Below are 26,474 nucleotides of genomic sequence, written 5' to 3' on the forward strand. Positions count from 1 at the left end.
AGTGTGATCCCAAGCCACGCTCGCACGACGTGCCGGGTCGGAGCGGGATCCCGGCGCGGCGGGGCGTCGATGCTCGCGGCTCGACTGCATGATCACGGAACTTTGTGTACCTCCACGACACAGAAACGTCCGTGATCATGCTGCTCACCCTGCCGCCTCAGGCATCGCACCCGCTTCGCGCAACGCCTTGCGCCGGGTCAGCCGAGGCCGGACAGGTCGCGGTACGCGCTGATGACCCAGCGGACCCGGTCGGCGAACTCGTCGGCCGGGAGCCCGGGCTGGGGCTGGGCCGGCCGCAGGCCCAGCGACCGGTCGGCGCGGCGCAGGGCCTCGTGGGCGGTCGCCGTCGCCTGCTCGTCGCGGGCCAGGTCGGAGCACTGCCGCGCGAGGTGCTCCAGGGAGGCCACCCGGCGGCGGGCGTCCGTCCACAGCGGCCGCAGGGCCGCCTCGACCCGGGCGATGCGGTCGGTCAGCTCGGCGCGCAGCAACGAGGGTTGGTCAAGGCTGACGAGGTGGACGCCCGTGCCGTCGCTGACGACGTGGAGCACGCCGTCCGGCTGGTCCGCGGCCATCAGTTCACTGTATCGACCGGCGCAACGGGGAGGGCGACGCGAATGGCATGATGGCCGCGTGACGCAGTTCGAGGCGCGGACGGCGACGGGCACCGGCCGGGCCGTCGTGTCCCTGGCCGGCGAGTGTGACCTCGCCGTGCGCGACCAGTTCGAGGCGGCCCTGACGGCGGCGGTGCGGGCCGCGCCGGAGGTGCTCGTCGACGCCGCCGAGCTGCGGTTCCTCGACTCCAGCGGCGTGCACACGCTGGTCATGGCGCACCGGGCGGCGCAGGCGGAGGGGCGGCGGCTGCACCTGGTGAACGCGACCGGGGTGGTGGCCCACGTCCTGGAGGTCACCGGCGTCGCGGACCTGTTGCGCCCGCCCGGTGAGACCGGGGGAAACGGCCGTGGCTGACACGGCGGGGTATTCGGCGATCAGCGACCTGCGGCCGCTGCGTGAGTTCGTCGCCGCGCGGGCCCTCGCGCTCGGGCTGGCGGCGCCGCGGGCCGACCTGCTCATGCTCGCCGTCAACGAGCTGGCCACGAACACGCTGCAGCACACGACCGGCGGCGGCACCGTGCGGGTGTGGGCCGACGCGTCCGGGCTGTGGTGCGACGTCGTCGACCAGGGGGCGCCGCGCGCCTTCGGGCGCGCCATGCCGCCGGCCGAGGCGATCGGCGGCCGTGGCCTCGCGATCGTCGAGCGGATCTGCGACGACGTCAGCGTCTTCACCGCCGCCGAGGGCACCGTCGTCCGGATGCGCCTCGACCTTTAGCGCGGCCGCCGCCCGGAAGCCCGGTGGACCGCGGGCGTCAGCCGCCGGACGGGGGTGGCCAGGCGAGAGCGCGCAGGCCGGCCTCGCCGCCCTGGACCACGTCGCGGTCGTGGCTGTGGCGGCGGTTCGGGTCGCCCGGCTGGTACTGCCAGATCGCGAAGGTCGTCCAGCCCGCCGGCAGCTTCGGGGGGCGTTTCGTGTAGCCGGCGATGTTCAGCGGGTACGTCGCGTAGGACGCGTCGTTGTCCGTGCACGGGTTCCACCAGTTCGTGTTCGTGTAGATCATCGGCTTGCGGCCGATGCCCGCCTCGATCCGGCCGATGAACGCGGCGATCCACGCGCGCAGCCGCTCCGGGGAGAGGTTGTAGCAGTCGTCCGCCCGCACGCCCGCGTAGGGCCACTCGAGGTCGACGAACGGGACCAGGGTGCGCTGGTCGCGGGTGAACCGGGCGTGGCGCAGGAAGTGCTCGGCCTGGCCGACCGGGTCGCCGAGGTCGGGGCGGGCGTACACGTAGGCGCCGACGTACCGGCCGGTGGCCCGGGCCGTGGCGTAGTCGGCGGCGAAGTGCGGGTTGACGTACGAGCGGCCCTCGGTCGCCTTGATGTAGACGAACCGGCTGCCGGCCGCGACCTCGGTCGGCCAGTGCACGCCGAACGTGCGGTGGTCGTGGCTGGACAAATCGATGCCGCCGACCGGGAACCCGGCCGGGCGGGCCGCCTCGATCGCGCTGACCGCCTCCAGCACCGGCGGGCCCAGCCGCAGCAGCGGCGCCTGGCGGGCCGGCGCGGCCGCGACCGCCCAGATCGGGCTGCTGACGACGATCGTCGCGATCAGGGCGGCCTTGCGCTGGCCAGGGGTCAGGTCGGCGACGAACCGGCGGGCAAGCCGCCAGGCCGTCGCGACACGCCGCTGAGCCGCCGGGAACGAGCGCATCACACCAGTGTGCCCGGCCACCGCGACCCGCAATCGAGCCGCAGCTCGGGCGGTGTGCGCATCAAGCCACGTCCATGACGTCGGCGGTCGGCCGCAGGGGCGAGCGCGGCGCCCCGCGGGAGGCGGCCGCCACGCCGAGCCGCACCACCATCGCCGGCCAGCCCACGTCGCCGAGCATGCGCCGCAGGGTGGTGCGGGCCGCGACGACCTCCACCAGGTCGCTCATCGGCGAGAACGCCAGCCCGTCGGCGATCGCGCCGAGCACCACCGCCGAGTACGCCTCGCCGGCCGTGAGCCAGTCGCGGGGCGAGTCGCCGTCGGTGACGACGATCACGTACCGCGCGTTGCGGTCGGTCACCCGCTGTCCACTGTAGATCGACGCGTCCGGCTCGTCGTCGAGGGCGCGCAGCGACACCGGCCGGACCCCGGACGACTGCGCCGCCACCTCGGCCGGCAGGCCGCCGCGGACCCAGGTGGCGATCTCGGCGCGGTACGCGGGATCCGACCGCTCGACGTTCGCCGCGTGGCCGGCCGCCACCGCGAGCGTCGAGCGGTCCTGCGGCCGGGCCACGTGGAGGTTCGCGCCGGCGTCGGCGGCCGCGCGGGCCAGCCGGGCGACGACCGCGTCCGGGACCGGCTCGTCGGTGAACGGGCGCCGGTCGGAGCGCCGCCGCCCGATCGCCGCCCGCAGCCGCTGCGCCGCCGTCGAGGGTTCGGCGCTCCCGTGGTACTGCAGGACGGCCAGCAGATCGGGGTCGGCCTCGTCCGGCAGGTAACTCACCGCGACGGCGACCCCGTCGGCGGCCAGCGCGACGCGGGCGTGGTGCAGCGACGAGCCGCAGCAGAGCGTCAGCAGCCGCCCGTCCGGGTCGATGACCCGCAGCTGCCGGGTCCGGTCGGCGCTCAGCTGCGCCGCGTCGCCGTCGATGCGCCAGTGCCAGGGCTGGGTGTTGAGCACCGACGGCGCCTCCAGGGCCGTCAGGACCGCCTGCGTGAGCAGGCGGCCGACCGCGTCGGTTCGGACAGCCACCGTGCACCCCCTCCGCCGATGAACGCAGCGGGAGCGGCTCTACCCCGTCAGGACGCGCTCATGACAGGCCCTGCACGGTGAGCACCACGCCGTCGGTGTGGCGGCCACGGGCGCGATGTCACTGGACGGTAGCGGCGGCCGGGCGGCGCGGGATGACGAGCGCGGTGCCGGTCTCCGGATCGGGGACGACCCGGCAGGGCAGGCCGAACACGTGCTCGATCACCGGCTCCGTCATCACCTCGGCCGGCGGGCCCTCGGCCACCACGCGGCCGTCCCGCATGGCGATCATGTGGGTGGCGTAGCGCGCGGCCAGGTTGAGGTCGTGCAGGACGGCGACGAGCGTGCGGTCGCGCTCGCGGTGCAGCCGCGCGCACAGCTCGAGCACGTCGATCTGGTGGGCGATGTCGAGGTACGTCGTGGGCTCGTCGAGCAGCAGCAGGGGCGTCTCCTGCGCGAGGACCATCGCGATCCACACCCGCTGGCGCTGGCCGCCGGACAGCTCGTCGACGAACGCGGTGCCCAGGTCGGCCACGCCCGTCTCCGCCATCGCGGTGCGGACCGCCCGCTCGTCGTCCGGGGTCCACTGGCTGAGCGGGCCGCGGTGCGGGTACCGGCCCCGGGAGACCAGGTCGGCGACGGTGATCCCGTCGGGGGCGATCGACGTCTGGGCCAGCAGGCCGAGGATGCGGGCCACCTCGCGGGCCGGGCGCGTGCCGATCTCGCGGCCGTCGAGCAGGACGCTGCCGGCGCGCGGCTTCAGCGTGCGGGCCAGGGCGCGCAGCAGGGTCGACTTGCCGCACGCGTTCGGGCCGACGATGACGGTGAACGAGTGGTCGGGGACGGTCACCGTCAGGTCGGTGGCGACGGTGCGGCGGTCGTAGCCGAGCGTGAGCCCCTGGCCACTGAGCCGGTCAGACATGCTTGCTCCTCCGTGCCAGCAGCCAGATGAGGTACCCGCCGCCGAGCAGCCCGGTGACCACGCCGACCGGCACCTGGTGGCCGGGGAGGGCGCGCTGGCCGACGACGTCGGCGGCGACCATGAGCGCGGCGCCGAGGCACAGCGCGGGCGCCAGGTTGGGGCCGGACGCGCGGGTGAGCCGCTTCGCGAGCTGCGGCGACGCGAGGGCCACGAACGCGACCGGGCCGGCGGCGGCCGCCGCGGCGGCGCACAGCAGGACGGCGCCGGTGAGGGCCACCAGGCGTACCGCGCGGACGGGCACGCCGAGCGCGAGGGCCGGGTCGTCGCCGAGCTCCAGGACGGTGAGCGCGCGGGTGTACCCGAGCAGCACGGGCGCGACGATCGCGAGGCCGCCGCCGGCGACGGCGACGTTGCCCCAGCCGCGGCCGTCGAGGCTGCCGGTCAGCCAGAGGATCGCGCGGGCCGCGTCGACGATCTGCGCCCGGGTCAGCAGCCAGCTGATGACGCCGGTGAGGATGCCGGCCACGCCGATGCCGACCAGGATGAGCCGGTGGCCGTGGCCGCCGCGGCGCCAGGCGAGCAGGTAGATGACGGCGCCGGTGGCCAGGGCTCCGGCGACGGCGCCGGCGGCGACCGCGACGGCGCCGCCGCCGACGAGCACGACCGCGACGAGCGCGCCGGTCGCCGAGCCCTGCGTGAAGCCGAGCACGTCGGGGCTGCCGAGCGGGTTGCGCACCAGCGACTGGAACACGGCGCCGGCCAGGGCGAGCGCGGCCCCGGCGAACAGGCCGGTGAGCACGCGTGGCAGCCGCAGCTCCTCGACGATGAACGTGTCGGCGGGGGAGCCGTTGCCCAGCAGCGTGCGCACCACGTCGGGGACGGTGATCGGGTAGTCGCCGCTGCCGATCGCGACCAGCCCGACGACCACCGCGACGACCAGGAACGCCGCCGTCGCCACCTTCGCCCTCATGCGGCCTCCACTTCGCTACGGCCGAATGAGTCTGCAGCTGAGCCCATGATGAGCGGCCTCCTCCGCTTCGCTCCCGGAACCGTTCATGCCCGCCTCCGCTGGACCACGCCGAGGAAGAAGGCGCCGCCGACGACCGCGGTGACCACGCCGACCTGCAGCTCGCCGGGGCGGGCCACCACCCGGCCGAGCACGTCCGCGACCAGCAGCAGGGCCGGGGCCAGTACCGCCGAGAAGGGCAGCAGCCAGCGCAGGTCCGGCCCGGTGATCGGGCGGACCAGGTGCGGCACCATGAGGCCGAGGAACACGATCGGGCCGCAGGCCGCGGTCGCCGCCCCGCACAGCAGCACGATCGCGAGCGCGGCGAGGACGCGGATGCGGTCCGGATGGGCGCCGAGCCCGCGGGCGGCGTCGTCGCCGAGGGCGAGGACGTTGAGCGAGCGGGCGAGCAGCGCGGTGAGCAGGATGCCGGCCGCGATGAACGGCACGACGACGGTGGTGGTGCCCGGCCGGGCCGCGGCGAGCGAGCCGGCCGTCCAGAACCGCATGCGGTCCAGGGAGTTCGTGTTCAGCAGTTGTACCGCGTAGACGTAGGCGAACAGCGCCGCGGTGACGGCGGTGCCGGACAGCGCGAGCCCGGCCGGGCCGGCCCGCCGCCCGCCGGCGACGGCCCACACCCCGACCGACACGACGGCGGCGCCGGCGAAGGCGAACCAGACGTACCCGATGAGGTCCGTCACGCCGAGGAACGCGATCGCCGACACGACGGCGGCCGCCGCTCCGGCGTTGACGCCGAGCAGGCCGGGGTCGGCGAGCGGGTTGCGGGTCAGCGCCTGCATGAGCGCGCCGGCCAGGCCGAGCGCGGCGCCGACGGCGAGGCCGAGCGCGGTGCGGGGCAGGCGCAGCTCGCGTACGACGGTCGCGGCCGCGCCGGACGCGTCGGTGAGGCCGTGCCAGACCTCGGCCGGGCCGAGCGGCCGGGCGCCGATCGCGAGGCTGGCGGCGAGGGCCCCGAGCAGCAGGCCCGCCGCGGCGACCAGCCAGCGTCCTTTGTGGACGACCTGCAACCCGCGCTCCCTTGACATCCGTTGGTTAGGGAAGGCTAACCTTATCGCGGTTCGCGTACAAGTCGTCAGAAACGAGGCAATGCCATGTCCCCATCCCTGTCCCGCCGCCGGCTGCTGACGGGCGCCGGCGCGCTCGGCCTCGGCGCCCTGCTCGCCGCGTGCGGCGGGACCGACGACGAGGGTGGGGCGGCACCGGCCGCGGCCGGACCGTGGGCGTTCACGGACGACCGCGGCACCAAGGTCACCGCGCCGGGCACGCCGAAGAGGATCGTCGCCTACGTCGGGTCGGCCGCGGCGCTCAAGGACTTCGGCGTCGACAGCCAGCTCGTCGGCGTCTTCGGGCCGTCGAAGGCGTCCGACGGTAGCAAGGATCCGCTGGCCGGTGACCTCGACGTCGCCAAGGTCACGTCGCTGGGCAACGCCTGGGGCGAGTTCAACATCGAGAAGTACGCCACGCTCCAGCCCGAGCTGCTGGTCACCAACACCTACGAGCCGCCGGCGCTGTGGTACGTCCCCGACGACAGCAAGGACAAGATCGCCGCGCTCGCGCCGAGCGTCGCGATCAAGGTCGCGGGCGTCTCGCTGGCCCAGGTGCTGGCCAGGTACGGCGAGCTGGCCGCCTCGCTCGGCGCCGACCAGAACGCGAAGCTCGTCACCGACGCCAAGGCCCGCTTCGAGGCCGCCGCCGCCGCCGTGCGGGACGCCGTGAAGGCCAACGGCGGCCTCAAGGTCCTCGCCGGCTCGGCCAGCGCCGACCTGTTCTACGTCTCCACCCCGAAGATCTACGCCGACCTGAGCTACTACCAGGAGCTCGGCGTCGAGGTCATCGTCCCGGACAACGTCACCGGCGGGTTCTTCGAGAACCTCAGCTGGGAGACCGTCGACAAGTACAAGGCCGACGTCATCCTGCTCGACAGCCGCACGTCCGCGCTGCAGCCCAAGGACCTCACCGCCAAGCCGACCTGGGCCGCGCTGCCCGCGGTCAAGGCCGGCCAGGTCGTCCCGTGGCAGAGCGAGCCGCGCTTCAGCCACGCCGGGTGCGCCGGCCCGCTCGAGGCGCTGGGCAAGGCCCTCGCCGCGGCCAGAAAGGTCAGCGCGTGACGTACGGCTTCTTCGAGCTGCACGTCCTGCGCACTGCGCGGCTGACGCCGTCGGCCGTCCGGATCGTCTTCGGCGGCCCGGATCTGTCGGGGTTCGTCAGCGGCGGGCGCGACCAGCGGTTCAAGCTGTTCCTGCCGCAGGCCGGCCAGGAGCTGCCGGTCGTGCCGTCGGTCGGCGCGGACTGGTACGCGGCCTGGCGGGCCGCCGACCCGGCCACCCGCGGCATCATGCGCACCTACACCGTGCGGGAGCAGCGCGTCGGCGAGTTCGACGTGGACTTCGCCCTGCACGGCCCGGCGGGCCCGGCCGCCTCGTGGGCGCGCACAGCGGTCCCGGGCGACCGCCTCCTGGCGCTGTGCCCGACCGTGCCCGACAACGGCGGCGTGGACTTCCAGCCGCCGCCGGACACCGACTGGGTGCTGCTCACCGGCGACGACACGGCGATCCCGGCGATCGAGGCCATCCTCACCTGGCTGGACCCCGCGGTGCCGGTGCGGGCCTGGATCGAGGTCCACGACCCGGCCGGCGTGCGGCCGCTGCCCCCGGCCCCGGGCCGCGAGGTGACCTGGCTGTTCGGCGGCGGCACCCTGGACGCGGTCCGGGCGGCGGCGCTGCCCTCCGGCGTCCCGTACGCCTGGGTCGCCGGCGAGGCGGGCGTCGTCCGCTCGGTGCGCCGCCACCTGGTCCGGGAGCGGGAGGTCGACCGCAGCCGCGTGGTCTTCACCGGCTACTGGCGCCGCGGCGCCACCGAGGACGACCTGCTGGCCGAGTCCCTCCCCTGACCCCCACCCGCGTCGATCTTGCACTTGTGGTGCCATGACACTCCCACGATGTCCGGGTTTGTCGGGCACCACAACTGCAAGATCGACGCGGGCGGGTCAGGGGAGCTGCCAGCGCTGGTCGGCGGTGCCGTCGCAGTTGGCCAGGCCGGGGACGGTGCCCAGGCCGGGGTCGAGGCACAGCCCGGAGGCCACGCTGGCCACCTCGGCCGCGTCGCCGGGCTGGGCGATGCGGCCCCAGGACTGCCCGGCGCTACCGTCGCACGGCTGGATGACGAGCGCGGCGCCGCCGGCCTGCAGGCACTGCCCGGCGAGCCGCAGGGTGCCGTCGCCAGCCGCGGTCCAGACCTGCGTGTCCGAGTCGTCGCAGTTCGCCAGCAGGAGGGCTGCCCCGTCGAGGCACTTCCCGTCGTGGCTCACGATCGGCCCGGTCGAGGGCGGCAGCGGTGCCCGCCCCGGTGCCGTCGAGCCGGCGGGCGCGCCCGTGGTGGACCCGGGCGTGTGCGGCGCCCGGGTCCGGCCCGCGGCGGCGGCCCTCGCACCCTGCTCCCCGTCGGCGGGCGCCGGCGCGGTGGCCGTGTGCGCCCGCACGGGCTGCGGTGACGTCAACGCCACCGCGGTCGGCATCGGCATGGCCGCTTGCTCGTGCACCCCCAGCACCAGCCCGGTCGTGCCCACGGTGAGCGCGAGCACCCCCCAACCGAGCGCCGGCCCGCGCCGCCGGCCGCCGGCCCGCCCCGACGCTGCCCCGCCGGAGTGCCGCCGCCGATAGTCCCCGTGCGTCCCCCGGCGTGCCCTGCGCCGCCGCTGCTCGCTGCGCGCCATGGCCCGCGCCTCGCTGCGGGTCAGGACCCGCTTCTCGCCCCGCGTCACGGCCTGCGGGTCGCTGCGGGTCACGACCCGCTTCTCGCCGCGCGCGGCGGCCTGCGCCTCGCTGCGGGACAGGACCCGCTTCTCGCCGCGCGCCGCGGCCCGCTCGGCCGCCCGCCGCTCGGCCCGCGTGATCGTCTGCCGATGGGTCACCGGCTCGGGCGATCCGGTGTGGTGGTCCGGAGGCACGGCCCGGGCGGCGCCGCGCTGCGCCGCCCGGGCCTGCCCCGTGCGCCGGTCGCCGCCGGTCGCCGCGGCCCGCGAGGGCCGGGCGGGCCGCGCCGATCGGGGCTCCGGCATGTCCTCGGCCACTCGCGCGACCGAGTCCGGCTCGGCGGGCGTACCGAACGGCGTCGAGGGCCGAACCGCCCGCGCACCGCCACCCGCCGCAACGCGCGGCTGCCCGCCACGCGCCTGCGCCGCGTCCTGCGCCCACTCGGCGTCCCTGTGCCCGCCGCGTGGCTGCACCGCGTCCTCCGCCACCCGCGCCTGGGGCACGTCCGCGCCCCGGGCGAGCGGCACCACCCGCGCCGGCTCGTCGTCCCCGGCCGTCCGGGCCGGCGCCGCGGTGGCGCCGAACCAGTCGTGGCGGGTCCTGGGCCGCCCTTCCCGGGCCGGCTGACCGCCCTTCGCCGACCGGCCCCGCAGCTCGGCCGGGATCGTCGCCCCCGGCTTGCGCTGCACCTTGCCGCCGACCGGCCAGTCCGTGCGGTCCATGGGGGGCGGGTCGTCGAGCGCCGAGACGTAGGGGCGGACCAGGACGGGCTCGCGCCGGGGGTCGAGGGGGATCGGGCGGGCGTCCATCGTGTCGTAGGCGGTCATGTGGGCGACCGTATTGAGGATCGGCGCTCACCGATTCAGCTTCTTCGGGTGATTCGCCGAATCACCCGCCGCCTCACCCGGTCACCCACGCCGCCGCGTCCGGGGGCAGCCGCCGTCGCCGTCATCTCACCGGCCGGTCACCTCCGTATTGTGGGGTACGCCGGGTCGACCGGCCGTCCTGACCGGGCAGCCGATGGGATCGGCTGATCGTCCGGTGCTCGGCGGCAGGCCCCGCCGCTACGGTGGGTGGTGTGAATGCGCTCCTGACCGGTGTGGACTTCGGCCTGACGACCACGCAGCGTGGCGGCACCCTCCGGGTGTCGGTCACGGGCGACGTCGACGCCGCCACCGCGCCCCGGCTGGCCGCGTTCCTGCGGACCGACCGGGTGACCGGCCGCGTCGAGCTCGACCTGTCCGGCGTGACGTATTTCTCGTCGGCCGGCATGGAGGTCGTCCTCGGCGCCCGGCGCGCCGGTGTGGACGTGGTGCTCGTGGCGGTCGCGCCGCCGGTCGAGCGGCTGCTCGCGCTGTTGCCGCCGCTCTAAGCTAAGCCTTAGGCGATTCGCCGTTCGGGCGAGCGCCGTTTCAGCCCACTTCCCGCAGCGCGCGGTGGACGACGCCGCCGGCCGCGCGCAGGGCCTTGCGGGCCTGCTGCGCGTCGGCGGGGGAGAGCAGCGTCAGCAGCGCCACCTTCGCCTCGCCGTCCGCCGCCGACAGTGCCGCCTGGCAGGCCTCCGCCGGCGCGCCGGTCGCCTGCACCAGCATGCGCACCTGCCGCACCCGCAGCTTCGCGTTCGTGGCCAGCATGTCGGTCATCAGGTTGGAGTACGTGCGGCCGAGCCGCACCATGACCGCCGTCGACAGCGCGTTGAGCACCAGCTTCTGCGCCGTGCCGGCCTTCATCCGGGTCGAGCCGGTCACCACCTCCGGGCCGGTGTCGACCGCCAGGTGGATGTCGGCGTGCGCGGCCACCGGCGCGGCCGGGTTCGCCGACAGCAGCACGGTGTGCGCGCCGCGCAGCCGGGCCGCCCGCAGCGCGGCGCCGACGAACGGCGTGCCGCCGCTGGCCGTCACCCCGAACGCCACATCGCCCGCCGCGAGGTCGCCGGCCGCGGCGGCACCCGCGTCCTCGTTGTCCTCGGCCGCCTCGACCGCGTCGACCATCGCCCGCTCGCCGCCGGCGAGGTGCGCGACGACGAAGCCGGGCGCGATGCCGTACGTCGGGCGCAGCTCGGTCGCGTCGAGCACCGCCATCCGCCCGGAGCTGCCCGCGCCGAAGTAGTGCAGCCGCCGCCCGTTCTGGAGGGCGTCGACGGCGACGTCGACGGCCCGCGCGAGGTCGGGCAGGACCGCCGCGACGGCCGGCGCGACCGTGGCGTCCTCGGCGTTGACCAGGCGCAGGATCTCCAGCGTCGGCAGCCGGTCGATCTCCAGGGTGCGCGGGTTGCGGGCCTCCGTCGGGGCTTCCGTGGGGGCAGTCGTCACCAGTGGCCTCGTTCCGGTCGTACGCGCCGGCTGCGGACCGCCTCGCGGGTCTTCTCCACAGCCGACTTGGTCTGTCCGTAGGTCTTCTGGGCGACGCCGACGAACACGCAGTCGACGACGGTGAGCTGCGCCAGCCGGCTCGCCATCGCGCCCGACCGGAAGGTCGTCTCCCGCGCGGCGGTGGTGAGGGTCAGGTCGGCGATGCGCGTGATGGGCGACTTGGGGAAGTTGGTGAGCGCGACGGTACGGGCGCCGCGCCGGCCCGCCTCCGCGAACGCCTCGATCGTGTCGATCGTCGTGCCGGTGTGCGAGATGCCGATCGCCACGTCCCGCTCGTCGAGCAGCGCCGCGCTGGTGAGGGCGAGATGCAGGTCGGACCAGGCGTAGGCGACCAGGCCGACCCGGTGCAGCTTCATCTGGAAGTCGCGGGCCACGAACGCGCTGGCCCCGACGCCGTAGATGTCGATGCGCCGGGCCGCGGCCACCGCGTCGATCACCTGCTGCAGCGTGTCGAGGTCGAGCTGGGCGGCGGTGTCCTCGACGGCTCTCGCGTCCGCGAAGGCGATGGTCTTCACGACGGTACCGAGGGGATCCGTCGGGCTGATGTCGCTGCCCGGCGCCTCGGCCCGCTCGCCGTCGTCCTGGGCCCGGCCGGCCTCGGCGGCGAGCGTGAGCCGCAGCTCGGGATAGCCGGAGAAGCCGATCGCCCGGCAGAACCGCACGACCGTCGTCTCGGACGTCTCGGCCCGCTTGGCCAGCTCGGTGATGGTGAGCTGCGCCGCGGTCGCAGCCTCGTCGGCGATGAGCCGCCCCACGCGCTGCTCGGCCGGCGACAGGGAGGGCAGCAACCCGCGGATGCGCACCGCCGTGGACGGGGCGCCGCCGCTCTCGTCGACGTTCATGTGGGAAAGTTTCCGTTTCCCAGACCTTTTCGTCAATGGAGTACGGTGTGGCGATGCCTGTACCGCTGGTCATCGGCGTCGACGCCGGCGGCACCACGACCCGCTGCGTGGTGGCCGGGCTGGACGGCGAGGTGGTCGGCCGCGGCCGCGCGGGCGGCGCGAACGCCCAGTCCAGCGGCGCCGCGGCAACGGCCGCGCTGACGGCCGCGGTGGGCGCGGCGCTGACCGGCCTGGACCCGACGTCGGTCGTGGCCGGCGTGGTCGGCCGCTCGGGCGCGGTGGCCGACGGCACGGCCGGTTCGCGGGGCGCCGAGATGTGGCGCGACCTGGGCCTGGACCCGTCGGCGGTGCGGGTGGTGACGGACCTGGAGGTCGCGTACGCGGCCGGCACCCCGTCCCCGTCCGGCCTCCTGCTGCTGTCCGGCACGGGCGCGGCCGCGGTGGCGTTCCGCGACGGCCGGCTGCTGGCCCGCTGCGACGGCTACGGCTGGCTGCTGGGCGACGACGGCTCCGCGGTCTGGCTGGGCCGCGAGGCGGTGCGCGTGGTCCTGCGCGCGGTGGACGGCCGGGGCGCCCCGACGACGCTGACGGCCCCGGTCCTGGCCGCGCTGCGCGCCGCACCCGGCGACGCGTCTGCGGTGATCGCGGCCGTGCTGCGGGCCGCGTACCGGGAGCCGCCCGCCGCCCTCGGCCGGCTCGCACCCCTCGTAGGGGCGGCGGCGACGGACAGGGATCCGGTGGCGTCGGCGATCGTGCAGGAGGCCGCGGACCGGCTGCTGGAGTCCCTCGACGCGGCCTCCCGGCACGTACCGGCCGGGGAGCTGGGCGCCGTGGTCCTCGCCGGTTCGGTCCTGCTCGCCGGCGGCCCGGTCGCCGACCGGGTGCGCGACGGGGTCCGGGACCGGTTCGCCGCCGACCCCGCGGAGGCCCGGGACGGCGCGGCCGGCGCCGCGGCGCTCGCGATTGCCGGCCGCACGGGCACGCCGGTCTCCGCTGAGATCCACGCCCGCCTGACGGCCCGGCCCGGCTAGCCCCGGCTGGCCCGGTGCCCACCGACGTCGGCCGGGTTGCCGCTCGGAGGGCGGGTATCCACTCGCCGCGCCGGCCCGTTGCCCTGATCGTGGGACGCAGCTGGTCGCTCTGACAGCCGTAACTTTCCCACGATCATGGCGCGGACCGCGCGAGGCCGCCCGGGCCGACCGCGAGCCGGCGCGAGCGCGGCGACGGATGCTGAGCGCCCCTGCGGCCGCCATCGTCCCGTCGCCGAGTGGCAACGATTTCGTCAATTTTTGCCAGCGCCTTGACCGCTTCCGGGCGCTTCCGACGACCCCGGCCGGGTGTCGAGCGCCGGCGATATCCGCAGGTCGCACCGCATCCTGCCGGCGCATCGAACCATCGAACTGGCTCGCTGCCACACCGTGACCTGCCGGGTGGCAGGAATCTTCCTACTCTTGAAAAACATGTAAGAAACCTTCATCGTCGTCATCGACGAGCGCCCCCTCGAACCCCCACGAAGGAGCACGACGGATGAACACGCTGACTCGCAGGGGCGTCCTGCAGACCGCCGCCACCGCCGGTCTGCTCGCCGCCGGTCCGGCCGTCCTGAGTGCCTGCGCCACCGGTGGTGGCGACAGCGACAGCAAGAGTGCCCAGGGCGACAAGAGTGACGCCAACCCGCTCGGCGTCAAGGACGATGCCCCGTTGGAGGTCGTGATCTTCAACGGTGGCTTCGGCGAGGACTACGCGAAGGCCCACGAGGCCATGTACAAGGAGCAATACCCCAAGGCCGAGATCAAGCACTCCGCCACGCAGGAGATCGCCAAGACCCTGCAGCCGCGGTTCGTCGACGGCAGCCCGCCCGACATGGTGAACAACTCCGGGTCGGCCCAGATCGACTTCAACGGGCTCGTGTCGCAGAACGCGCTCACCGACCTGCAGCCGCTGCTCGACGCGCCCAGCCTCGACATCCCCGGCAAGAAGGTCCGCGACACGCTGCTGCCCGGCTCCCTGCTGCCCGGAACGTACAACGGCAAGGTCTTCTCGCTCAACTACGCCTACACCGCCTACGGCATCTGGTACAACGAGAAGCTGCTCGCCGACCGCGGCTGGCAGTACCCGAAGACCTGGGACGAGATGATCGCCCTGTGCCGCACGATCAAGGCGGCCGGCCTGGCGCCCTGGACCTACCAGGGGAAGCACCCGCGGTACATGAGCTGGCCCATCCTGTCGGCGGCGGCCAAGATGGCCGGGCCGGAGGTCCTGGTCGCGATCGACAACCTCGAGCCCAACGCCTGGAAGCACGAGGCCATCAAGGCGGCCGCCGAGGCGTACTCGCAGCTCGCCGTCGACGGCTTCATCCTGCCCGGCTCCGAGGGGCTCGACCACATCCAGTCGCAGACCGAGTGGTCCCAGGGCAAGGCCGTGTTCATCTCGTGCGGCTCGTGGCTGGAGAGCGAGCAGAAGAAGGTCACCCCGCCCGACTTCAGGATGGCGGTCGCGCCGACCCCGAGCCTCGGCAAGGGTGACAAGCTGCCGTTCGAGGCCATCCGCGGTACCGCGGGCGAGCCCTACATCGTGCCGGCGAAGGCGAAGAACGCCAACGGCGGCATGGAGCTCATGCGCATCATGCTGTCGCAGAAGGGCGCGGCCGACTTCACCCGCAAGACGTCCAGCCTCACCTGCGTGGCCGGCGCCGAGGAGGGCGTCGACCTGCCGCCCGGCCTCACCAGCGTCACCAAGGTGCTCAAGGCGTCCGGGTCCAACGGGTTCAACTGGGTGTACAACTCCTTCTATCGGCGCCTGGAGCGCAACCTCGTCGACGCCGCCTGCGGCGACCTGTTCACCAAGCGGATCAACGCGCAGCAGTTCGTCGAGGCGTGCCAGAAGGGCGCCGACGAGATCGCCAAGGACACCTCGATCACGAAGTACAAGCGGAGCTGACGGATGCGGCACGGTAGGCGCCTGTTCGCGTTCACGTTCCTGCTGCCGCCGCTGGCGCTGTACGCCGTGTTCGTCATCTCGCCGTACCTGCAGGCGTTCCAGATCTCGCTGACCGACTGGCGGGGCCTGTCGCCGGAGTACGAGTACGTGGGGCCGGAGAACTTCCGCCTGCTCCTGCACGACCAGTACGTCTGGAACGCCCTGAAGAACAACGCCATCATCCTCGTGGCCCTGCCGGTGGTCACGATCCTGCTGGCGTTGTTCTTCGCCTCGATGCTGAGCGTCGGCGGCCGCGCGGGCAAGGCGGGTGTCACGGGGGTGCGCGGCGCCGCGCTCTATCGCATCGTGTACTTCTTCCCGCAGGTGTTGTCGGTGGCGATCATCGGCGTGCTCTGGAAGCAGGTGTACGCGCCCAACAGCGGCATCCTCAACGGCTTCCTGCGCGCCGTCGGCCTCGACGCCCTCGCGAAGCCCTGGCTCGGCGACCCCGCCCTCGCGTTCTGGTGCGTCCTCGCGGTCATGGTGTGGAGCAACGTCGGCTTCTACGTGGTGCTGTTCAACGCCGCGATGCAGTCGATCCCGCGGGAGATCTACGAGGCGGCCCTGCTGGACGGGGCCGGCCGCGCGGCCACCCTGGCGCGCATCACCGTCCCGCTGGTGTGGGACACGATCCAGGTGGCGTGGGTGTACCTCGCGATCCTGGCGATCGACGGGTTCGCGCTCGTGCAGATCATCACCGAGGGCGGCCCGGGCAACAGCTCCGACGTCATCGGCCTGCGCCTCTACACCAACGCCATGGGCGACTTCAAGTTCGGCTACGCCTCCGCGATCGGCGTCGCCATGTTCTTCCTGACCCTGTCCGTCGCCGTCGTCGCGCTGCGGGCCACCCGCCGCGAGCGAATCGAGCTGTCGTGATCGACTCCATGACGACCCCATCGGTGCGGGACGAACCGGCGGCGCGGCAGCGTCCCCGCCGGCGGCTGCCCAGCCCGCTGAACATGTTCTCCCACACCGTCCTCGCCGGCTGGGCGGTGCTCACCACGTTCCCGCTCGTGTGGGCGTTCGTCAGCGCGTTCAAGGACGACAACGAGATCCTCACCGACGCCTGGAGCCTGCCGTCGCACCTGCGGTGGGAGAACTGGTCGCGCGCCTGGACCGAGGCGAACATCGGGCGGTACTTCCTGAACTCGGCCATCGTCGTGAGCGGCGCGCTGGTGCTCACCATGATGCTCGGCGCGATGGCGGCGTACGTGCTCGCGCGGTACGACCTGAGGTTCGGCCGCCTCATCTACTTCACGTTCGTCGGGGGCATGATGTTCCCCGTCTTCCTCTCGCTGGTCCCGCTGTTCTTCGTGGTGAAGAACCTGGGGCTGCTCTCGACGCACCTCGGCCTGATCCTGGTGTACACCGCCTACTCGCTGCCGTTCACGGTGTTCTTCCTGACCGCGTTCTTCCGCACGCTGCCGACCGAGGTGGGCGAGGCGGCGATGGTCGACGGCTGCTCGCACTGGGGCCTGTTCTTCCGCGTCATGCTCCCGATGGCCAAGCCGGGCCTGATCAGCGTCGGCATCTTCAACCTGCTGGGCCACTGGAACCAGTACGTGCTGCCGATCGTCCTCATGCAGGGCGAGGGCGCGGAGAAACGCTGGGTGCTGACCCAGGGCCTGACCGCGCTGACCATCAACCAGGGATACGCCGGCGACTACAGCGCCCTCTTCGCCGGCATGGCGATCGCGATGCTGCCGGTGCTCATCCTGTACCTCGCGTTCCAGCGCCAGGTCCAGTCGGGCCTCACCGCCGGCCAGCTCAAGTAACGATCACCACGTGGAGCGTGCGGGGGCCGTGGACGCCCTCCACGCGCTGCAGCTCGATGTCGCTCGTGGCGCTCGGGCCGCTGATCCAGGTCAGCGGGCGGGTCGCGGTCAGGCGGGTCAGCGCCTCCGGGACCAGCCCCACCACCTGGTCCGTGTCGATGACCACCACGTGCACGTCCGGGACCAGGGTCAGGGCGCGGCGGCCCTGGGCCTCGCCCGCGTCCAGGACGATCGTGCCCGTCTCGGCGATCCCCACCGCGCAGCGGGTCACCACCGCGGCCGCGGCGTCCAGGTCGGCCGGGGACAGCTCGGGGTCGTCGGTGACCACGTCGCGGCCGGGGAGGTCCAGCCAGCCCGCGGGGACCACGATCCGGCCCTGCGTGGGCAGGACGGCGGCCACCGTGGCGGCGATCGCGTCCGGGGCGCACCGGTGGACCGTGGCCTTGTAGTCGCGGAGCCGGTCCTCGAAGCGCTCCACGTCCGCCGGGACCGACGTGCGGTAGGTGCGTTCCGCCGGTGCCGGGGCGGGGCGGTCCGAAAGGGCGGTACGGATGCGGGACAGGACCTCGTCGCGGGAACTCATGCGGCACCGTCCCGATACGGCCGGCGCGGAGGGCGGGGCAGGTCGCGGGCCGCGGTCCAGCCCTTCAGCAGGCCGGTCAGCGGGAACGGCAGGCGGTGGATGACACCGTCGCGGCGGCCCAGGACGCGGCCGGCGCGCGCCGCGCGCAGCGCCATCCGCCAGCGGCGCGGGGAGCGCATCGTCGACGCGGCCAGGCGCATCGCCGCCGACTCCGCCGTCGGGCCCTTCGCCTCGACCGCCTTCGCGCGCAGGTGGACCAGCATGCGGGGGATGTCGATGGCGACCGGGCAGGCGTCCAGGCAGGCGCCGCACAGCGTCGACGCGAAGGGCAGCGACAGGTTCTCCCGGACACCGGTCAGCTGGGGGGACAATACCGCGCCGATCGGGCCCGGATACACCGAGCCGTAGGCGTGGCCGCCCGTGCGCTCGTAGACCGGGCAGACGTTCAGGCAGGCCGAGCAGCGGATGCAGCGCAGCGCGTCGCGGCCGTCCGGGTCGGCCAGCGTCGCGGTGCGGCCGTTGTCCAGCAGGACCAGGTGGAAGGCCTGGCCCTCGACGGCACCGGTCCACATCGACGTGTAGGGGTTCATGCGCTCGCCCGTCGACGAGCGGGGCAGCAGCTGCAGGAAGACGCCGAGGTCGGCGAAGGTCGGCACCAGCTTCTCGATGCCCATCACCGTGATGAGCGTGCGCGGGAGGGTCAGGCACATGCGGCCGTTGCCCTCGCTCTCCACCACCCCCAGCGTGCCGGTCTCGGCCACGGCGAAGTTGGCGCCGCTGATGGCGACCGGGGTCGACAGGAACTTGGCCCGCAGGTGGCGGCGGGCGACCTCGGCCAGCACGCGCGGCTCGCTCGTCGGGATGTCGCCGGCCGTCGGGATCTCGCGCTGGAACAGGTCGCGGATCTCGTCGCGGTTCTTGTGGATGGCCGGGACCAGGATGTGGCTCGGCTTCTCGTGGCCGAGCTGCACGATGAGCTCGGCCAGGTCGGTCTCGATCGCGGTGACGCCGGCCTCGGCGAGGGCCTCGTTGAGCCCGATCTCCTGGGTGGCCATCGACTTGACCTTCACGACCTCGGTCGCGCCGGTCGCCCGGACCAGGTCGGTGACGATCCGGTTGGCCTCGGCGCCGTCGCGGGCCCAGTGGACCACGCCGCCGTTGGCGGTGACCCGCTCCTCCAACTGGAGCAGGTACGTGTCGAGGTGGGCCAGCACGTCGTCCTTGACGGCGGCGCCGGCCGCGCGCAGCTCGGCCCAGTCGGGCAGCTCGCCGACGACGTTGGCGCGCTTGGTGCGGATCGTGCGGGTGGCGCCGGCCAGGTTGCGGCGCAGCTGCTCGTTGCGCAGCTGGACGGCCGCGTTGACCGGGAACGGCGCTTCGGCCCGCAGCTCGGTGACCGGGCGCGCGGTCGGCGGGGACGTCATGCTTCCTCCTCCGTGTCCTTCGTGGACGCCAGGATCTCGGCGAGGTGGACGGTGCCCGCCGGGCTGCCGGCCCGGCTCAGGCCGCCCCAGATGTGCAGCAGGCAGGACGCGTCGCCCGCGGTGCAGTACTCGGCGCCGGTGGCGTGGATCGCGGCCAGCTTGTCGGCGAGCATCGCGGCGGACACGCCCGGGTTCTTCAGCGCGAACGTGCCGCCGAACCCGCAGCACTGCTCGGCCTCCGGCAGTTCCACCAGATCGATCCCGCGCACCGCACGCAGCAGCCGCAGCGGCCGGTCCCCGACCCGCAGCACGCGCAGCGAGTGGCAGGTCGGGTGGTACGTCACCCGGTGCGGATAGTACGCGCCCACGTCGGTCAGCCCGAGCACGTCGACGATGAACTCGGACAGCTCGTACGTCCGCCCGGCGACGGCCGCCGCGTCACCGGCCAGCCCGGGCGGCCCGTGCCGCCGGGCGACGTCCTCGTGCTGGTGGCGGATCGCGCCCGCGCAGGAGCCGCTCGGCGTCACGACCACGTCGGCGCCGGCGAACGCCCGCACGTGGTTGGCGACGAGGCCGGCGGCCTGCTTCGGATAGCCGGTGTTGACGTGCATCTGGCCGCAGCAGGTCTGCGCCGGCGGCACCACCACGTCGTGGCCGAGCCGGCGCAGCAGCCGGGCCGTGGCCCGCCCGACCTCCGGCCGCAGGCCGTCGACCAGGCACGTGGCGAACAGTGCGACGCGCATACCGCCGAACATAGGCCCGCCGTACCGCGGCGTCCAAGCTATGGTCTGACCACAGGGGGTGGGTTCGTGCAGCGCAGTCACGAGCGGGTCATCGCGCACGTCGAGGCGGCCCTCGCCGCCGGCGACCTGCGGGTCGGCTCGCGGCTGCCGGCCGAGCGGGTGCTCGCCGCCGAGCTCGGGGTGAGCCGCGCGACGGTCCGCGAGGGGCTGCGCGTGCTGGAGGCGATGGGCCTGGTGCGCATCGGCGTCGGCTCCGGCCCAGCGTCGGGCGCCGTCGTCACCGCCGACACCGCCGCCGGGCTGAGCGCGGCCCTGCGGCTGCACCTCGCCTCGACCGCGCTGCCGGTCCGCGACGTGGTCCGCACGCGGGTGGTGCTGGAGTCGTGGTCGGTGCGCGGCGCCGCGGCCGCCGGCCCGTCGCCGGCCCTCGACGAGGCGGCGGAGCTGCTCGCCCGCAGCGAGCGCCGCGGCATCGCGCCGGGCGAGTTCTACGCGCTCGACACCGAGTTCCACCTCGCGCTGACCCGGGCCGCCGGCAACGCGGTGGTGACGGCGATGATGGCCGCGCTGCGGGGGGCGATCGCGGGGTACGTGCAGCGTGAGCAGCGGCAGTGGACCCGCCTCGTCGGCCGGCTGCGCACCGAGCACCGGGCGGTCCTGGAGGCCGTCACGACCGGCGACGCCGAGCTGGCCGCGCGACGGGTGGTGGCCCACATCGAGGGCTTCTACCGCCAGACGCTGCGCTGATCGCGGCCGCTCGGCCGGCCGGTCCGGGTGCCGGGCCGCCACGACGCTCGCCGGCCCGGACGCCGAGGGCCGCGCCGCAGGCGGCGGCACGGCGCGGTGGCGCCCGCGCCTGCTTGAGCGGTCGCCGAGCACGGGACCCCGCCGGGGGTCCCGGCGGACGAGGACGGGGCCTTGTCCTCGCCGCCGCACGCGGCGACCGCCGTCGTCAGGACGATGCGGAGCGCCACCGCATGACAGAGATCGTAGGAACGCGGCCACCCGGACCCGCAGCCCCGCGCGGCCGGTTCCCGCCGCCCGAACGGGGCCGCCATTCCGGCACCGGGTCAGGCGCACCCGAGGCCGTGGCGATGCCACGGGGCCCCGGCGCGGCCGGGTGGGTCAGGCGAGGCCCGCGCCGAGGACGGCGGCGCCGGTCAGGAGCAGCGTGGTGACCAGGATCGGCGCGTGGTCGCGGGCGAACCAGTCGCCCAGCGGGGCGAGCCGGGCGCCCCACAGCATCGGGGCGGCCACCGTGAGGCTCCCCAGGACGGCGTAGAGGACGGCCGGGCCCTCCCCGCCGCCCGCGCGGGCCGTGAGCAGTGCCGCGGCCACCGTCAGGGTCAGGTTCTTCGGGTCGACCGCCGCCCGGGCGCCGCGCAGGGCCGCGTCGCGCAGCGGCATCGTGGCCAGGCCGGCCAGCCACGGCGGCGGGCGGCGCTGGTGCCCGGGCAGCGGGCGGCGGCGCCACTCGGTCGCCGCGAGGAGGAGCAGGACGATGCCCAGGAGGATGAGCAGGATGTCGATCGCGTTGCGCGCCGCCGGGCCGGCCACCGCGACCACCAGGACGGCGGGGACGGCGAGGGCGACCAGGAACGCGCACAGGTAGGCCAGGCCCGTCGGGCGGGGCACCGCGGTCGCCGCGGCCAGGTCACCGAACGCGGTCCGGGTGCGGTCGAGCAGCGCGGTCCCGGTGCGCCGAGACCCCTCGGACACAGCGGTGGCGGTGGCGTCGGGGCTGTCCGGGGCACGGGCCGGGCCGGCGGCCTGGAAGGCGGCCAGGATCGGGACGGGGCTGAGCGCCACGCCCACAGCCGGCACGAGGATGCCGCCGATCGCCGCGCCGAGTGCCACGCGACCATCGTGGCCACCGGGCCGGGCGGTGGCCGCCACCCCGGCGGGATGAAGCACCGTGAAGTCCGCCGGAACATCCGAGGCGGGCCCGAAGCTGCGCGTCCGGGCGATCGCTCAGTAGGCCGGCCAGCGCCGGCCGGCCTGCCAGTAGGCGTGGATCTCCTCCAGGCTGCGCCCCCGGGTCTCCGGCGCCACCCGGAACAGGTACAGCCAGGACAGCGCGGTGACGCCGAGCAGCACCCCGAACGTCGCGGCGCCGCCGAACGCGGTCAGCGCGCCGAGGAAGAACTGCGCGAGCAGCACGTTCGCGGTGAGGTTGGGCAGCAGCAGGGCGGTGGCCCCGGCGCTGCGGAGCCGGTCGGTGTACCCCTCCGCCGCGTAGATCCACAGCAGCGAGCCGAGGCCCGCGTTGAAGCCGATCGTGAACACCAGCAGCCCGGCCAGGCCGAGCGCCGTCCCGCCGCTGTCGCGGGCGAAGGCGAGCACGAGCAGCGCGTGCCCGGCCGCCATGACCGCGGTGCCGGTGAGCAGGGTGGCGCGCCGGCCGAACCGCTCGATCGTGGCCGCCGACGCCAGGGCCGCGAGCAGGCCGCTGACCTGGACGACGGCCGGCAGGACGAGGAGGGCGAGGGTTCCGCGGTACCCCATGCCGGCGAAGATCAGCGGGCTGAAGTTGCTGACCGCGCTGATCCCGGTGAGCTGGACGAGCGTGCCGAGCGCCACGACGAAACCGGTGAGGGTGCGGTACCGCGGCCCGAACAGCTCCGCGACCACCCCTCTGGCGGCCTTCGGCGCGACCGACGGGCCGCTGCCGGGCACGGTCTCCGGCGCGCCCCGCAGCAGCACCACGGCGAGCGCGGCGAGCAGCGCGGTCACCCCGAGGACGACCCGCCAGCCGCCGAGCGCGTACGCGAGCAGGAACGCGGCGACGATCCCGGCCACCGTCGACACCTGGTACAGCACCGCGATGCGCCCCCGCACCCCGGGCGGCGCGGCCTCGGCCACCCAGATCGGCACGACGACGGTGCTCACGCCGAAGGCGACCCCGACGACGAACCGGGTCGCGTCGAGCCACACCAGGTCGGCGACGAGCGGCGACGCGCCGCCGACCACGCCGACCACGGCCGACGCGGCGAGCAGGGTCCCGCGCCGGCCGGCCCGGGCGACCACCCGGGCGGCGACGAGCACCCCGAGGAGCATGCCGAGGACCGGGACGGCGAACAGGGTGCCCTGCTCGGCGACGGTGAGCCCGAGCGCCGGGGCGAGGGTGAGCTGGGCCCCGGCCATCGCGGCGCCGAAGTACCCGTACCCGGCGCCGACGACGACCGCGACGGCGGTGACACGACGTTGCTGCTGCTGCACCCGGCCGATCTTAGAAGTTCACGGTGCTGCGGTCACCGGACGACGACCAGGCATCCCTTCCATCGGTCGGCATGATGTTGCACTGCCAGTGCGGCATGTCGCCGGCCGCCCCCGGCTGTCGAGGGGCGTTTGCCCGGGAACGGCGCGGGTAGCGCCGCACGGTGAGCACAGCGGCGTGGATCGAGGGAGCGCTGCGGCGCGGTCCGGTGTACTTCGACGACGAGCAACGATGCTGGTCCGTGACCGGGCATCCCGAGGCGCTGGCGCTGCTCGGCGACCCGGCGATGTTCTCGTCCGACCTCAGCGACCTCGTGCCGCGGCAGGACGACTTCGACCTGTTCCGGCGCGGGAACGTGGTGCAGATGGACCCGCCGCGCCACGATGAGCTGCGGCGGATGGTGAGCCGGGCGTTCACGCCGCGGGTCGTCGCCGGGCTGGAGCCGCGCATCGAGGCGATCACCGGGTCGCTGCTGGACGGGCACGGGTCGCGGTTCGACCTGATCGACGACCTCGCGTACCCGCTGCCGGTCATCGTCATCGCCGAGCTGCTCGGGGTGCCGGCCGCCGACCGGCCGACGTTCCGGCGCTGGGCCGACCGGCTGTTCGACCGGGCGGGGGAGCGGCTGCTCGACGAGGACGCGCTCGCGGCCGTGGCGCCCGCGGTACACGAGATGCGGGAATATCTGGTCGAGCACGTCCGGCGGCGCCGGGCCGCCCCTGCGGACGACCTGACGACGGCGCTCGTGCGGGAGGGCCTCGACGACGAGGAGGCGGCCGCGTTCGTCGGGGTGCTGCTCATCGCCGGGCACGTCACGACCACGGCCACGCTCGGCAACACCGTGCTGTGCTTCGACGAGCATCCGGGCGCCGCCGACGAGGTGCGCGCGTCGCCGGACCTGCTGCCGGCGGCGATCGAGGAGGCGCTGCGGCTGCGCACGCCGTTCCCGCGGCTGGCCCGCCGCACCACCGCACCGGTGACGCTCGGCGGCGTCGAGCTGCCCGCCGGGGCGCTCGTGGCCGTGTGGCTCGCGGCGGCGAACCGCGACCCGCGCGTGTTCACCGACCCGTCGCGCTTCGATCCGCACCGCAACCCGAACCCGCACCTGGCGTTCGGGCACGGCATCCACTTCTGCCTGGGCGCGCCACTGGCCCGCCTGGAGGCGCGCGTGGCGTTGCGCATGCTCTTGCGGCGGTACCGCGAGATCGCCGTCGACAGCGCCGAGCCGATCCGCTACCGCAACCCGTGGGTGATGGCGAGCCCGACCCGCCTTCCGGTGGCGGTGAGCGCTTAGGGGCGGCCGGCGTCGAGGTCGCTCGCGGCGGCGTCCGCCCACGGCTCGATGCTGTGGTCGCCGTGGTGGCGGTACTCGCGGCTCCACCGCCCGCCCTCGTAGAGGCGCGCACCGCGGGCGAGCCCGGGCAGGAGCGCGTGCAGGGCGGCGTTACCGTGGAGGGCGACCAGCATCCCGACTGCCTCGGGTTCTTGCGCGGCCTGTTCCTGTCCGGCCTGTTCTTGTCCGGCCCGTTCCTGTGCCGCCTGTTCCTGTGCCGCCTGTTCCTGTGCCGCTTGTTCTTGCGCGGCTTGTTCTTGCGCGGCTTGTTGTGCGCCGGCGGCCTCGGGCGCGGTGGCCGGCAGGGGGTGCCGGCGGCGGAGCTCGCTCAGCAGCCGCTCACCGCGGGCGGTCCGCGGCCAGGCGAACCAGACGGCCGCGCAGGTCCCGACGAGGACGAGGACGATCCCGGCGACGGGCGGCAACCCGGTGCGCGCCGCGACCCAGGCCGGCACGACCAGGCACGCGAGCGGCACCAGGATCCGGCGGGGGAGCGACCGGCGCAGCCGAAGCCGGCCGAGCTCCCGCCGACCCTCACGCAGGGCCCGCTGGACCCCGCCCCGGTTGGCCGCCTCCCGGGCCCCCTGCGACCCGAGCAGCGCGTTGAACAGACTCCGCTCGATCGGCTCGCCGTCCCGCGGCGCCGACCCCCGCCGGTCGACCCGTCCCCGCCCGTCGTGCTCGAGCCGCCCGCGGCTCCACAACACGGCGTACCCGGTCACGCAGGCCCGCCACCGCCCACCCGCCAGCAGCCCGATCACGGCCGGCCGCGGCAGCGCCTCCCCGTCGCGCTTCATGGACGCAGTGTGCGCCGCCCACGCAACCCCGCCGCTTCGCCCCGCGTCGGTTCCGCCCCGCGTCGGTTCCGGTCCGGGTCGGTTCCGGTCCGGGTCGGTTCCGGTCCGGGTCGGTTCCGCCCCGAGTCAGCTCCCGTCCGCCGGCCTCGCACCCTTGCTCCGCGCGCCGGCCGGCACACCCTGCTCCCGCGTGCTGGCCCCGGCCGGTCCCGGCGGTCCGGACGAGCGCCACGCCGCCCGCCACTGCCCACAGACGTTGGTCGATCTACCCTCACGTCGATCTCCGTTTCCGAGGGTAGATCGACCAACGTCTGTGGGCGGCGGCTCGCCACCTGTAAGTTTCACGCCATGTGAGCGCGCACACGAGCACATCGACATGCGTCGTTGACAACCCTCGCCGAGGGTCGATACCTTTCGAAACCTCGTTAGGAAAGCGCTTTCCTAACGCCGGGAGGAGGTACACGCCAATGGTGCGTCAGTATGAGGCACCCCCTGCGCGTCGGCGGGCCGGGCGGCGGCGCGGGGCGCTGTTCGGCGCGCTCGCGCTCGTGCTGGCGGCCGCGGCCACGACGTTCGTGGTCCGGGCCGCCGACGCGGCGACGATCGTGCAGGGCGCCTGGTACAACCTGGTCAACGTGAACAGCGGCAAGGTCATGGAGGTGACCGGAGCGTCGAGCGCCGACGGCGCGACGATCACGCAGTACTCCAGCAACGGCTGCCAGTGCCAGCAGTTCCGCTTCGAGTCCGCCGGCACCGGCTGGTGGCGGCTCGTCGCCCGCCACAGCGGCAAGGCCGTCGACCTGTGGGAGTGGAACGTCAACGACGGCGCCGAGTACCGCCAGTGGCCGGTCACCAGCGGCTACAACCAGCAGTTCTCGGTGCAGAACATCGGCGACAACATCCAGCTCATCAACCGGCACAGCGGCAAGGCGCTCGAGGTCTGGGAATGGTCCACCGCGAACGGCGCCCGGGTCTCGCAGTACACCGACCTCAACGGGGCCAACCAGCAGTGGCGGCTGGTCCAGGTCGGCACCACCACGCCGACGACCGGCGGCGGTGGCGGGAACCCGACGACGACCTGGCCGACGAAGACGGGCGACGTCTCGGTCGGCGGGACGATCAAGGTGTCGGGGACGCTCGACGGCGGCATGAAGCGGTACTGCTGTATCGGCGACGGCGGCCAGAGCGAGAGCCAGGACCCGATGTTCGAGGTCGCCAACGGCGGCACGATCAAGAATGTCATCATCGGCGCGCCCGCCGGTGACGGCATCCACTGCCTCGGCACCTGCACCATCCAGAACGTCTGGTGGGAGGACGTGGGCGAGGACGCGGCGACGTTCCTCGGCACCGGCGGCGGCACCAGCTACGTCATCGGCGGCGGCGCCAGGTCGGCGAGCGACAAGGTGTTCCAGCACAACGG

26 protein-coding genes and 1 pseudogene are annotated in these 26,474 nt (G+C 74.4%); 12 read left to right on the top strand and 15 right to left on the bottom strand.

What is annotated here, in order from left to right:
• Window positions 1-197 precede the first annotated feature (197 nt).
• On the bottom strand, window positions 198-572 hold the full coding sequence (locus IEZ31_RS32055) for a hypothetical protein (protein WP_190253776.1): 375 nt from the start codon (window positions 570-572) through the stop codon (window positions 198-200).
• A gap of 58 nt (window positions 573-630) precedes the next feature.
• On the opposite strand from IEZ31_RS32055, the gene IEZ31_RS32060 reads away from it, so the two are divergent.
• Together IEZ31_RS32060 and IEZ31_RS32065 are read left to right on the top strand one after the other, a co-directional pair.
• Window positions 631-966, top strand: coding sequence for an STAS domain-containing protein (locus tag IEZ31_RS32060; protein WP_190253777.1), 336 nt, complete (start codon window positions 631-633; stop codon window positions 964-966).
• Window positions 959-1,327 (top strand): ATP-binding protein, encoded by a 369-nt coding sequence (locus IEZ31_RS32065; protein ID WP_229836022.1) that lies wholly within the window; start codon window positions 959-961, stop codon window positions 1,325-1,327. The genes IEZ31_RS32060 and IEZ31_RS32065 overlap by 8 nt, the downstream gene beginning before the upstream one ends.
• Window positions 1,328-1,364: 37 nt before the next feature.
• Here the strand turns inward: IEZ31_RS32065 and IEZ31_RS32070 are convergent, their stop codons facing one another.
• The 5 genes from IEZ31_RS32070 to IEZ31_RS32090 form a co-directional block, all read right to left on the bottom strand.
• On the bottom strand, window positions 1,365-2,261 hold the full coding sequence (locus tag IEZ31_RS32070) for a GH25 family lysozyme (RefSeq protein ID WP_190253779.1): 897 nt from the start codon (window positions 2,259-2,261) through the stop codon (window positions 1,365-1,367).
• Between the two features lie 61 nt (window positions 2,262-2,322).
• Entirely contained in the window at window positions 2,323-3,291 is a 969-nt protein-coding gene (locus tag IEZ31_RS32075) for an Acg family FMN-binding oxidoreductase (RefSeq protein WP_190253780.1), read from the bottom strand.
• A 118-nt stretch (window positions 3,292-3,409) separates the two neighbouring features.
• Window positions 3,410-4,210 carry an ABC transporter ATP-binding protein gene (locus tag IEZ31_RS32080; protein ID WP_190253781.1) on the bottom strand — a complete coding sequence of 267 codons (801 nt, stop codon included), beginning with the start codon at window positions 4,208-4,210 and terminating at the stop codon, window positions 3,410-3,412.
• On the bottom strand, window positions 4,203-5,180 hold the full coding sequence (locus IEZ31_RS32085) for a FecCD family ABC transporter permease (RefSeq protein ID WP_190253782.1): 978 nt from the start codon (window positions 5,178-5,180) through the stop codon (window positions 4,203-4,205). The genes IEZ31_RS32080 and IEZ31_RS32085 overlap by 8 nt, the downstream gene beginning before the upstream one ends.
• Window positions 5,181-5,263: 83 nt before the next feature.
• Window positions 5,264-6,244: a FecCD family ABC transporter permease gene (locus tag IEZ31_RS32090; protein WP_373294727.1), complete on the bottom strand. Its 981-nt coding sequence runs from the start codon at window positions 6,242-6,244 to the stop codon at window positions 5,264-5,266.
• Window positions 6,245-6,328: 84 nt separating this feature from the next.
• On the opposite strand from IEZ31_RS32090, the gene IEZ31_RS32095 reads away from it, so the two are divergent.
• Window positions 6,329-7,345 (top strand): ABC transporter substrate-binding protein, encoded by a 1,017-nt coding sequence (locus IEZ31_RS32095; RefSeq protein WP_190253784.1) that lies wholly within the window; start codon window positions 6,329-6,331, stop codon window positions 7,343-7,345.
• Complete coding sequence (locus IEZ31_RS32100) at window positions 7,342-8,127, top strand: siderophore-interacting protein (RefSeq protein WP_190253785.1); 786 nt, start codon at window positions 7,342-7,344, stop codon at window positions 8,125-8,127. The genes IEZ31_RS32095 and IEZ31_RS32100 overlap by 4 nt, the downstream gene beginning before the upstream one ends.
• A 96-nt stretch (window positions 8,128-8,223) precedes the next feature.
• Here the strand turns inward: IEZ31_RS32100 and IEZ31_RS32105 are convergent, their stop codons facing one another.
• Complete coding sequence (locus IEZ31_RS32105) at window positions 8,224-9,816, bottom strand: ricin-type beta-trefoil lectin domain protein (RefSeq protein ID WP_190253786.1); 1,593 nt, start codon at window positions 9,814-9,816, stop codon at window positions 8,224-8,226.
• A gap of 251 nt (window positions 9,817-10,067) precedes the next feature.
• On the opposite strand from IEZ31_RS32105, the gene IEZ31_RS32110 reads away from it, so the two are divergent.
• Window positions 10,068-10,361, top strand: a complete 294-nt coding sequence (locus tag IEZ31_RS32110; protein ID WP_190253787.1) for an STAS domain-containing protein — start codon at window positions 10,068-10,070, stop codon at window positions 10,359-10,361.
• A 40-nt stretch (window positions 10,362-10,401) separates the two neighbouring features.
• On the opposite strand, the gene murQ is transcribed toward IEZ31_RS32110, so the two are convergent.
• Window positions 10,402-11,301, bottom strand: coding sequence for an N-acetylmuramic acid 6-phosphate etherase (gene murQ, locus IEZ31_RS32115; protein ID WP_229836023.1), 900 nt, complete (start codon window positions 11,299-11,301; stop codon window positions 10,402-10,404).
• Window positions 11,298-12,203: a MurR/RpiR family transcriptional regulator gene (locus IEZ31_RS32120; protein WP_190253788.1), complete on the bottom strand. Its 906-nt coding sequence runs from the start codon at window positions 12,201-12,203 to the stop codon at window positions 11,298-11,300. The genes murQ and IEZ31_RS32120 overlap by 4 nt, the downstream gene beginning before the upstream one ends.
• 53 nt (window positions 12,204-12,256) lie before the next feature.
• Between IEZ31_RS32120 and IEZ31_RS32125 the strand changes: the two genes are divergently transcribed.
• The 4 genes from IEZ31_RS32125 (at window position 12,257) to IEZ31_RS32140 (ending at window position 16,957) form a co-directional block, all read left to right on the top strand.
• Window positions 12,257-13,234, top strand: coding sequence for an N-acetylglucosamine kinase (locus tag IEZ31_RS32125; protein WP_190253789.1), 978 nt, complete (start codon window positions 12,257-12,259; stop codon window positions 13,232-13,234).
• 496 nt (window positions 13,235-13,730) lie between these two features.
• Window positions 13,731-15,143 carry an N-acetylglucosamine/diacetylchitobiose ABC transporter substrate-binding protein gene (gene ngcE, locus IEZ31_RS32130; RefSeq protein WP_190253790.1) on the top strand — a complete coding sequence of 471 codons (1,413 nt, stop codon included), beginning with the start codon at window positions 13,731-13,733 and terminating at the stop codon, window positions 15,141-15,143.
• A 3-nt stretch (window positions 15,144-15,146) separates the two neighbouring features.
• The gene (locus IEZ31_RS32135) at window positions 15,147-16,058 is read left to right on the top strand and encodes a carbohydrate ABC transporter permease (RefSeq protein WP_190253791.1); all 912 of its coding nucleotides are present in this window, start codon (window positions 15,147-15,149) and stop codon (window positions 16,056-16,058) included.
• An 8-nt stretch (window positions 16,059-16,066) separates the two neighbouring features.
• On the top strand, window positions 16,067-16,957 hold the full coding sequence (locus tag IEZ31_RS32140) for a carbohydrate ABC transporter permease (protein ID WP_190253792.1): 891 nt from the start codon (window positions 16,067-16,069) through the stop codon (window positions 16,955-16,957).
• Here the strand turns inward: IEZ31_RS32140 and IEZ31_RS32145 are convergent.
• The 3 genes from IEZ31_RS32145 to IEZ31_RS32155 are packed head-to-tail and all read right to left on the bottom strand — an operon-like array spanning window position 16,950 to window position 19,707.
• Window positions 16,950-17,540, bottom strand: a complete 591-nt coding sequence (locus tag IEZ31_RS32145; protein ID WP_190253793.1) for a LutC/YkgG family protein — start codon at window positions 17,538-17,540, stop codon at window positions 16,950-16,952. The two genes, IEZ31_RS32140 and IEZ31_RS32145, sit on opposite strands and share 8 nt — an antisense overlap.
• Complete coding sequence (locus tag IEZ31_RS32150; RefSeq protein WP_190253794.1) at window positions 17,537-18,964, bottom strand: LutB/LldF family L-lactate oxidation iron-sulfur protein; 1,428 nt, start codon at window positions 18,962-18,964, stop codon at window positions 17,537-17,539. The genes IEZ31_RS32145 and IEZ31_RS32150 overlap by 4 nt, the downstream gene beginning before the upstream one ends.
• On the bottom strand, window positions 18,961-19,707 hold the full coding sequence (locus IEZ31_RS32155; protein WP_190253795.1) for a (Fe-S)-binding protein: 747 nt from the start codon (window positions 19,705-19,707) through the stop codon (window positions 18,961-18,963). The genes IEZ31_RS32150 and IEZ31_RS32155 overlap by 4 nt, the downstream gene beginning before the upstream one ends.
• Window positions 19,708-19,773: 66 nt before the next feature.
• Here IEZ31_RS32155 and IEZ31_RS32160 point away from each other — a divergent pair, with 66 nt between their 5' ends.
• Window positions 19,774-20,454: a FadR/GntR family transcriptional regulator gene (locus IEZ31_RS32160; RefSeq protein WP_190253796.1), complete on the top strand. Its 681-nt coding sequence runs from the start codon at window positions 19,774-19,776 to the stop codon at window positions 20,452-20,454.
• Window positions 20,455-20,832: 378 nt separating this feature from the next.
• Here IEZ31_RS32160 and IEZ31_RS32165 read toward each other — a convergent pair whose 3' ends face one another.
• Complete coding sequence (locus IEZ31_RS32165; RefSeq protein WP_190253797.1) at window positions 20,833-21,564, bottom strand: GAP family protein; 732 nt, start codon at window positions 21,562-21,564, stop codon at window positions 20,833-20,835.
• 114 nt (window positions 21,565-21,678) lie between these two features.
• Window positions 21,679-22,926: an MFS transporter gene (locus IEZ31_RS32170; protein WP_190253798.1), complete on the bottom strand. Its 1,248-nt coding sequence runs from the start codon at window positions 22,924-22,926 to the stop codon at window positions 21,679-21,681.
• A gap of 161 nt (window positions 22,927-23,087) precedes the next feature.
• Here IEZ31_RS32170 and IEZ31_RS32175 point away from each other — a divergent pair, with 161 nt between their 5' ends.
• A complete protein-coding gene (locus IEZ31_RS32175; protein WP_190253799.1) occupies window positions 23,088-24,218 on the top strand; it encodes a cytochrome P450 in 1,131 nt (376 codons plus the stop codon).
• Here IEZ31_RS32175 and IEZ31_RS32180 read toward each other — a convergent pair.
• Window positions 24,215-25,066, bottom strand: a pseudogene (locus IEZ31_RS32180) (TIGR04222 domain-containing membrane protein); the annotation flags it as partial. The gene IEZ31_RS32175 and the pseudogene IEZ31_RS32180 overlap by 4 nt on opposite strands.
• A gap of 455 nt (window positions 25,067-25,521) precedes the next feature.
• Here IEZ31_RS32180 and IEZ31_RS32185 point away from each other — a divergent pair.
• A partial coding sequence (locus tag IEZ31_RS32185) for a pectate lyase (protein ID WP_190253801.1) occupies window positions 25,522-26,474 on the top strand: 953 nt, incomplete at its 3' end.

The sequence above is a fragment of the Dactylosporangium sucinum genome (genome assembly GCF_014647515.1).
GTDB lineage: Bacteria > Actinomycetota > Actinomycetes > Mycobacteriales > Micromonosporaceae > Dactylosporangium > Dactylosporangium sucinum.

Excerpts from the sequence above, each read along its gene's own strand:
- IEZ31_RS32105 (WP_190253786.1), bottom strand. The coding sequence starts at position 9,816 with ATGACCGCCTACGACACGATGGACGCCCGCCCGATCCCCCTCGACCCC.
- IEZ31_RS32120 (WP_190253788.1), bottom strand. The coding sequence starts at position 12,203 with ATGAACGTCGACGAGAGCGGCGGCGCCCCGTCCACGGCGGTGCGCATC.
- IEZ31_RS32135 (WP_190253791.1), top strand. The coding sequence starts at position 15,147 with ATGCGGCACGGTAGGCGCCTGTTCGCGTTCACGTTCCTGCTGCCGCCG.
- IEZ31_RS32150 (WP_190253794.1), bottom strand. The coding sequence starts at position 18,964 with ATGACGTCCCCGCCGACCGCGCGCCCGGTCACCGAGCTGCGGGCCGAA.
- IEZ31_RS32080 (WP_190253781.1), bottom strand. The coding sequence starts at position 4,210 with ATGTCTGACCGGCTCAGTGGCCAGGGGCTCACGCTCGGCTACGACCGC.
- IEZ31_RS32095 (WP_190253784.1), top strand. The coding sequence starts at position 6,329 with ATGTCCCCATCCCTGTCCCGCCGCCGGCTGCTGACGGGCGCCGGCGCG.
- IEZ31_RS32155 (WP_190253795.1), bottom strand. The coding sequence starts at position 19,707 with ATGCGCGTCGCACTGTTCGCCACGTGCCTGGTCGACGGCCTGCGGCCG.
- IEZ31_RS32055 (WP_190253776.1), bottom strand. The coding sequence starts at position 572 with ATGGCCGCGGACCAGCCGGACGGCGTGCTCCACGTCGTCAGCGACGGC.
- IEZ31_RS32145 (WP_190253793.1), bottom strand. The coding sequence starts at position 17,540 with ATGAGTTCCCGCGACGAGGTCCTGTCCCGCATCCGTACCGCCCTTTCG.
- IEZ31_RS32140 (WP_190253792.1), top strand. The coding sequence starts at position 16,067 with ATGACGACCCCATCGGTGCGGGACGAACCGGCGGCGCGGCAGCGTCCC.
- ngcE (WP_190253790.1), top strand. The coding sequence starts at position 13,731 with ATGAACACGCTGACTCGCAGGGGCGTCCTGCAGACCGCCGCCACCGCC.
- IEZ31_RS32070 (WP_190253779.1), bottom strand. The coding sequence starts at position 2,261 with ATGCGCTCGTTCCCGGCGGCTCAGCGGCGTGTCGCGACGGCCTGGCGG.
- IEZ31_RS32085 (WP_190253782.1), bottom strand. The coding sequence starts at position 5,180 with ATGAGGGCGAAGGTGGCGACGGCGGCGTTCCTGGTCGTCGCGGTGGTC.
- IEZ31_RS32125 (WP_190253789.1), top strand. The coding sequence starts at position 12,257 with ATGCCTGTACCGCTGGTCATCGGCGTCGACGCCGGCGGCACCACGACC.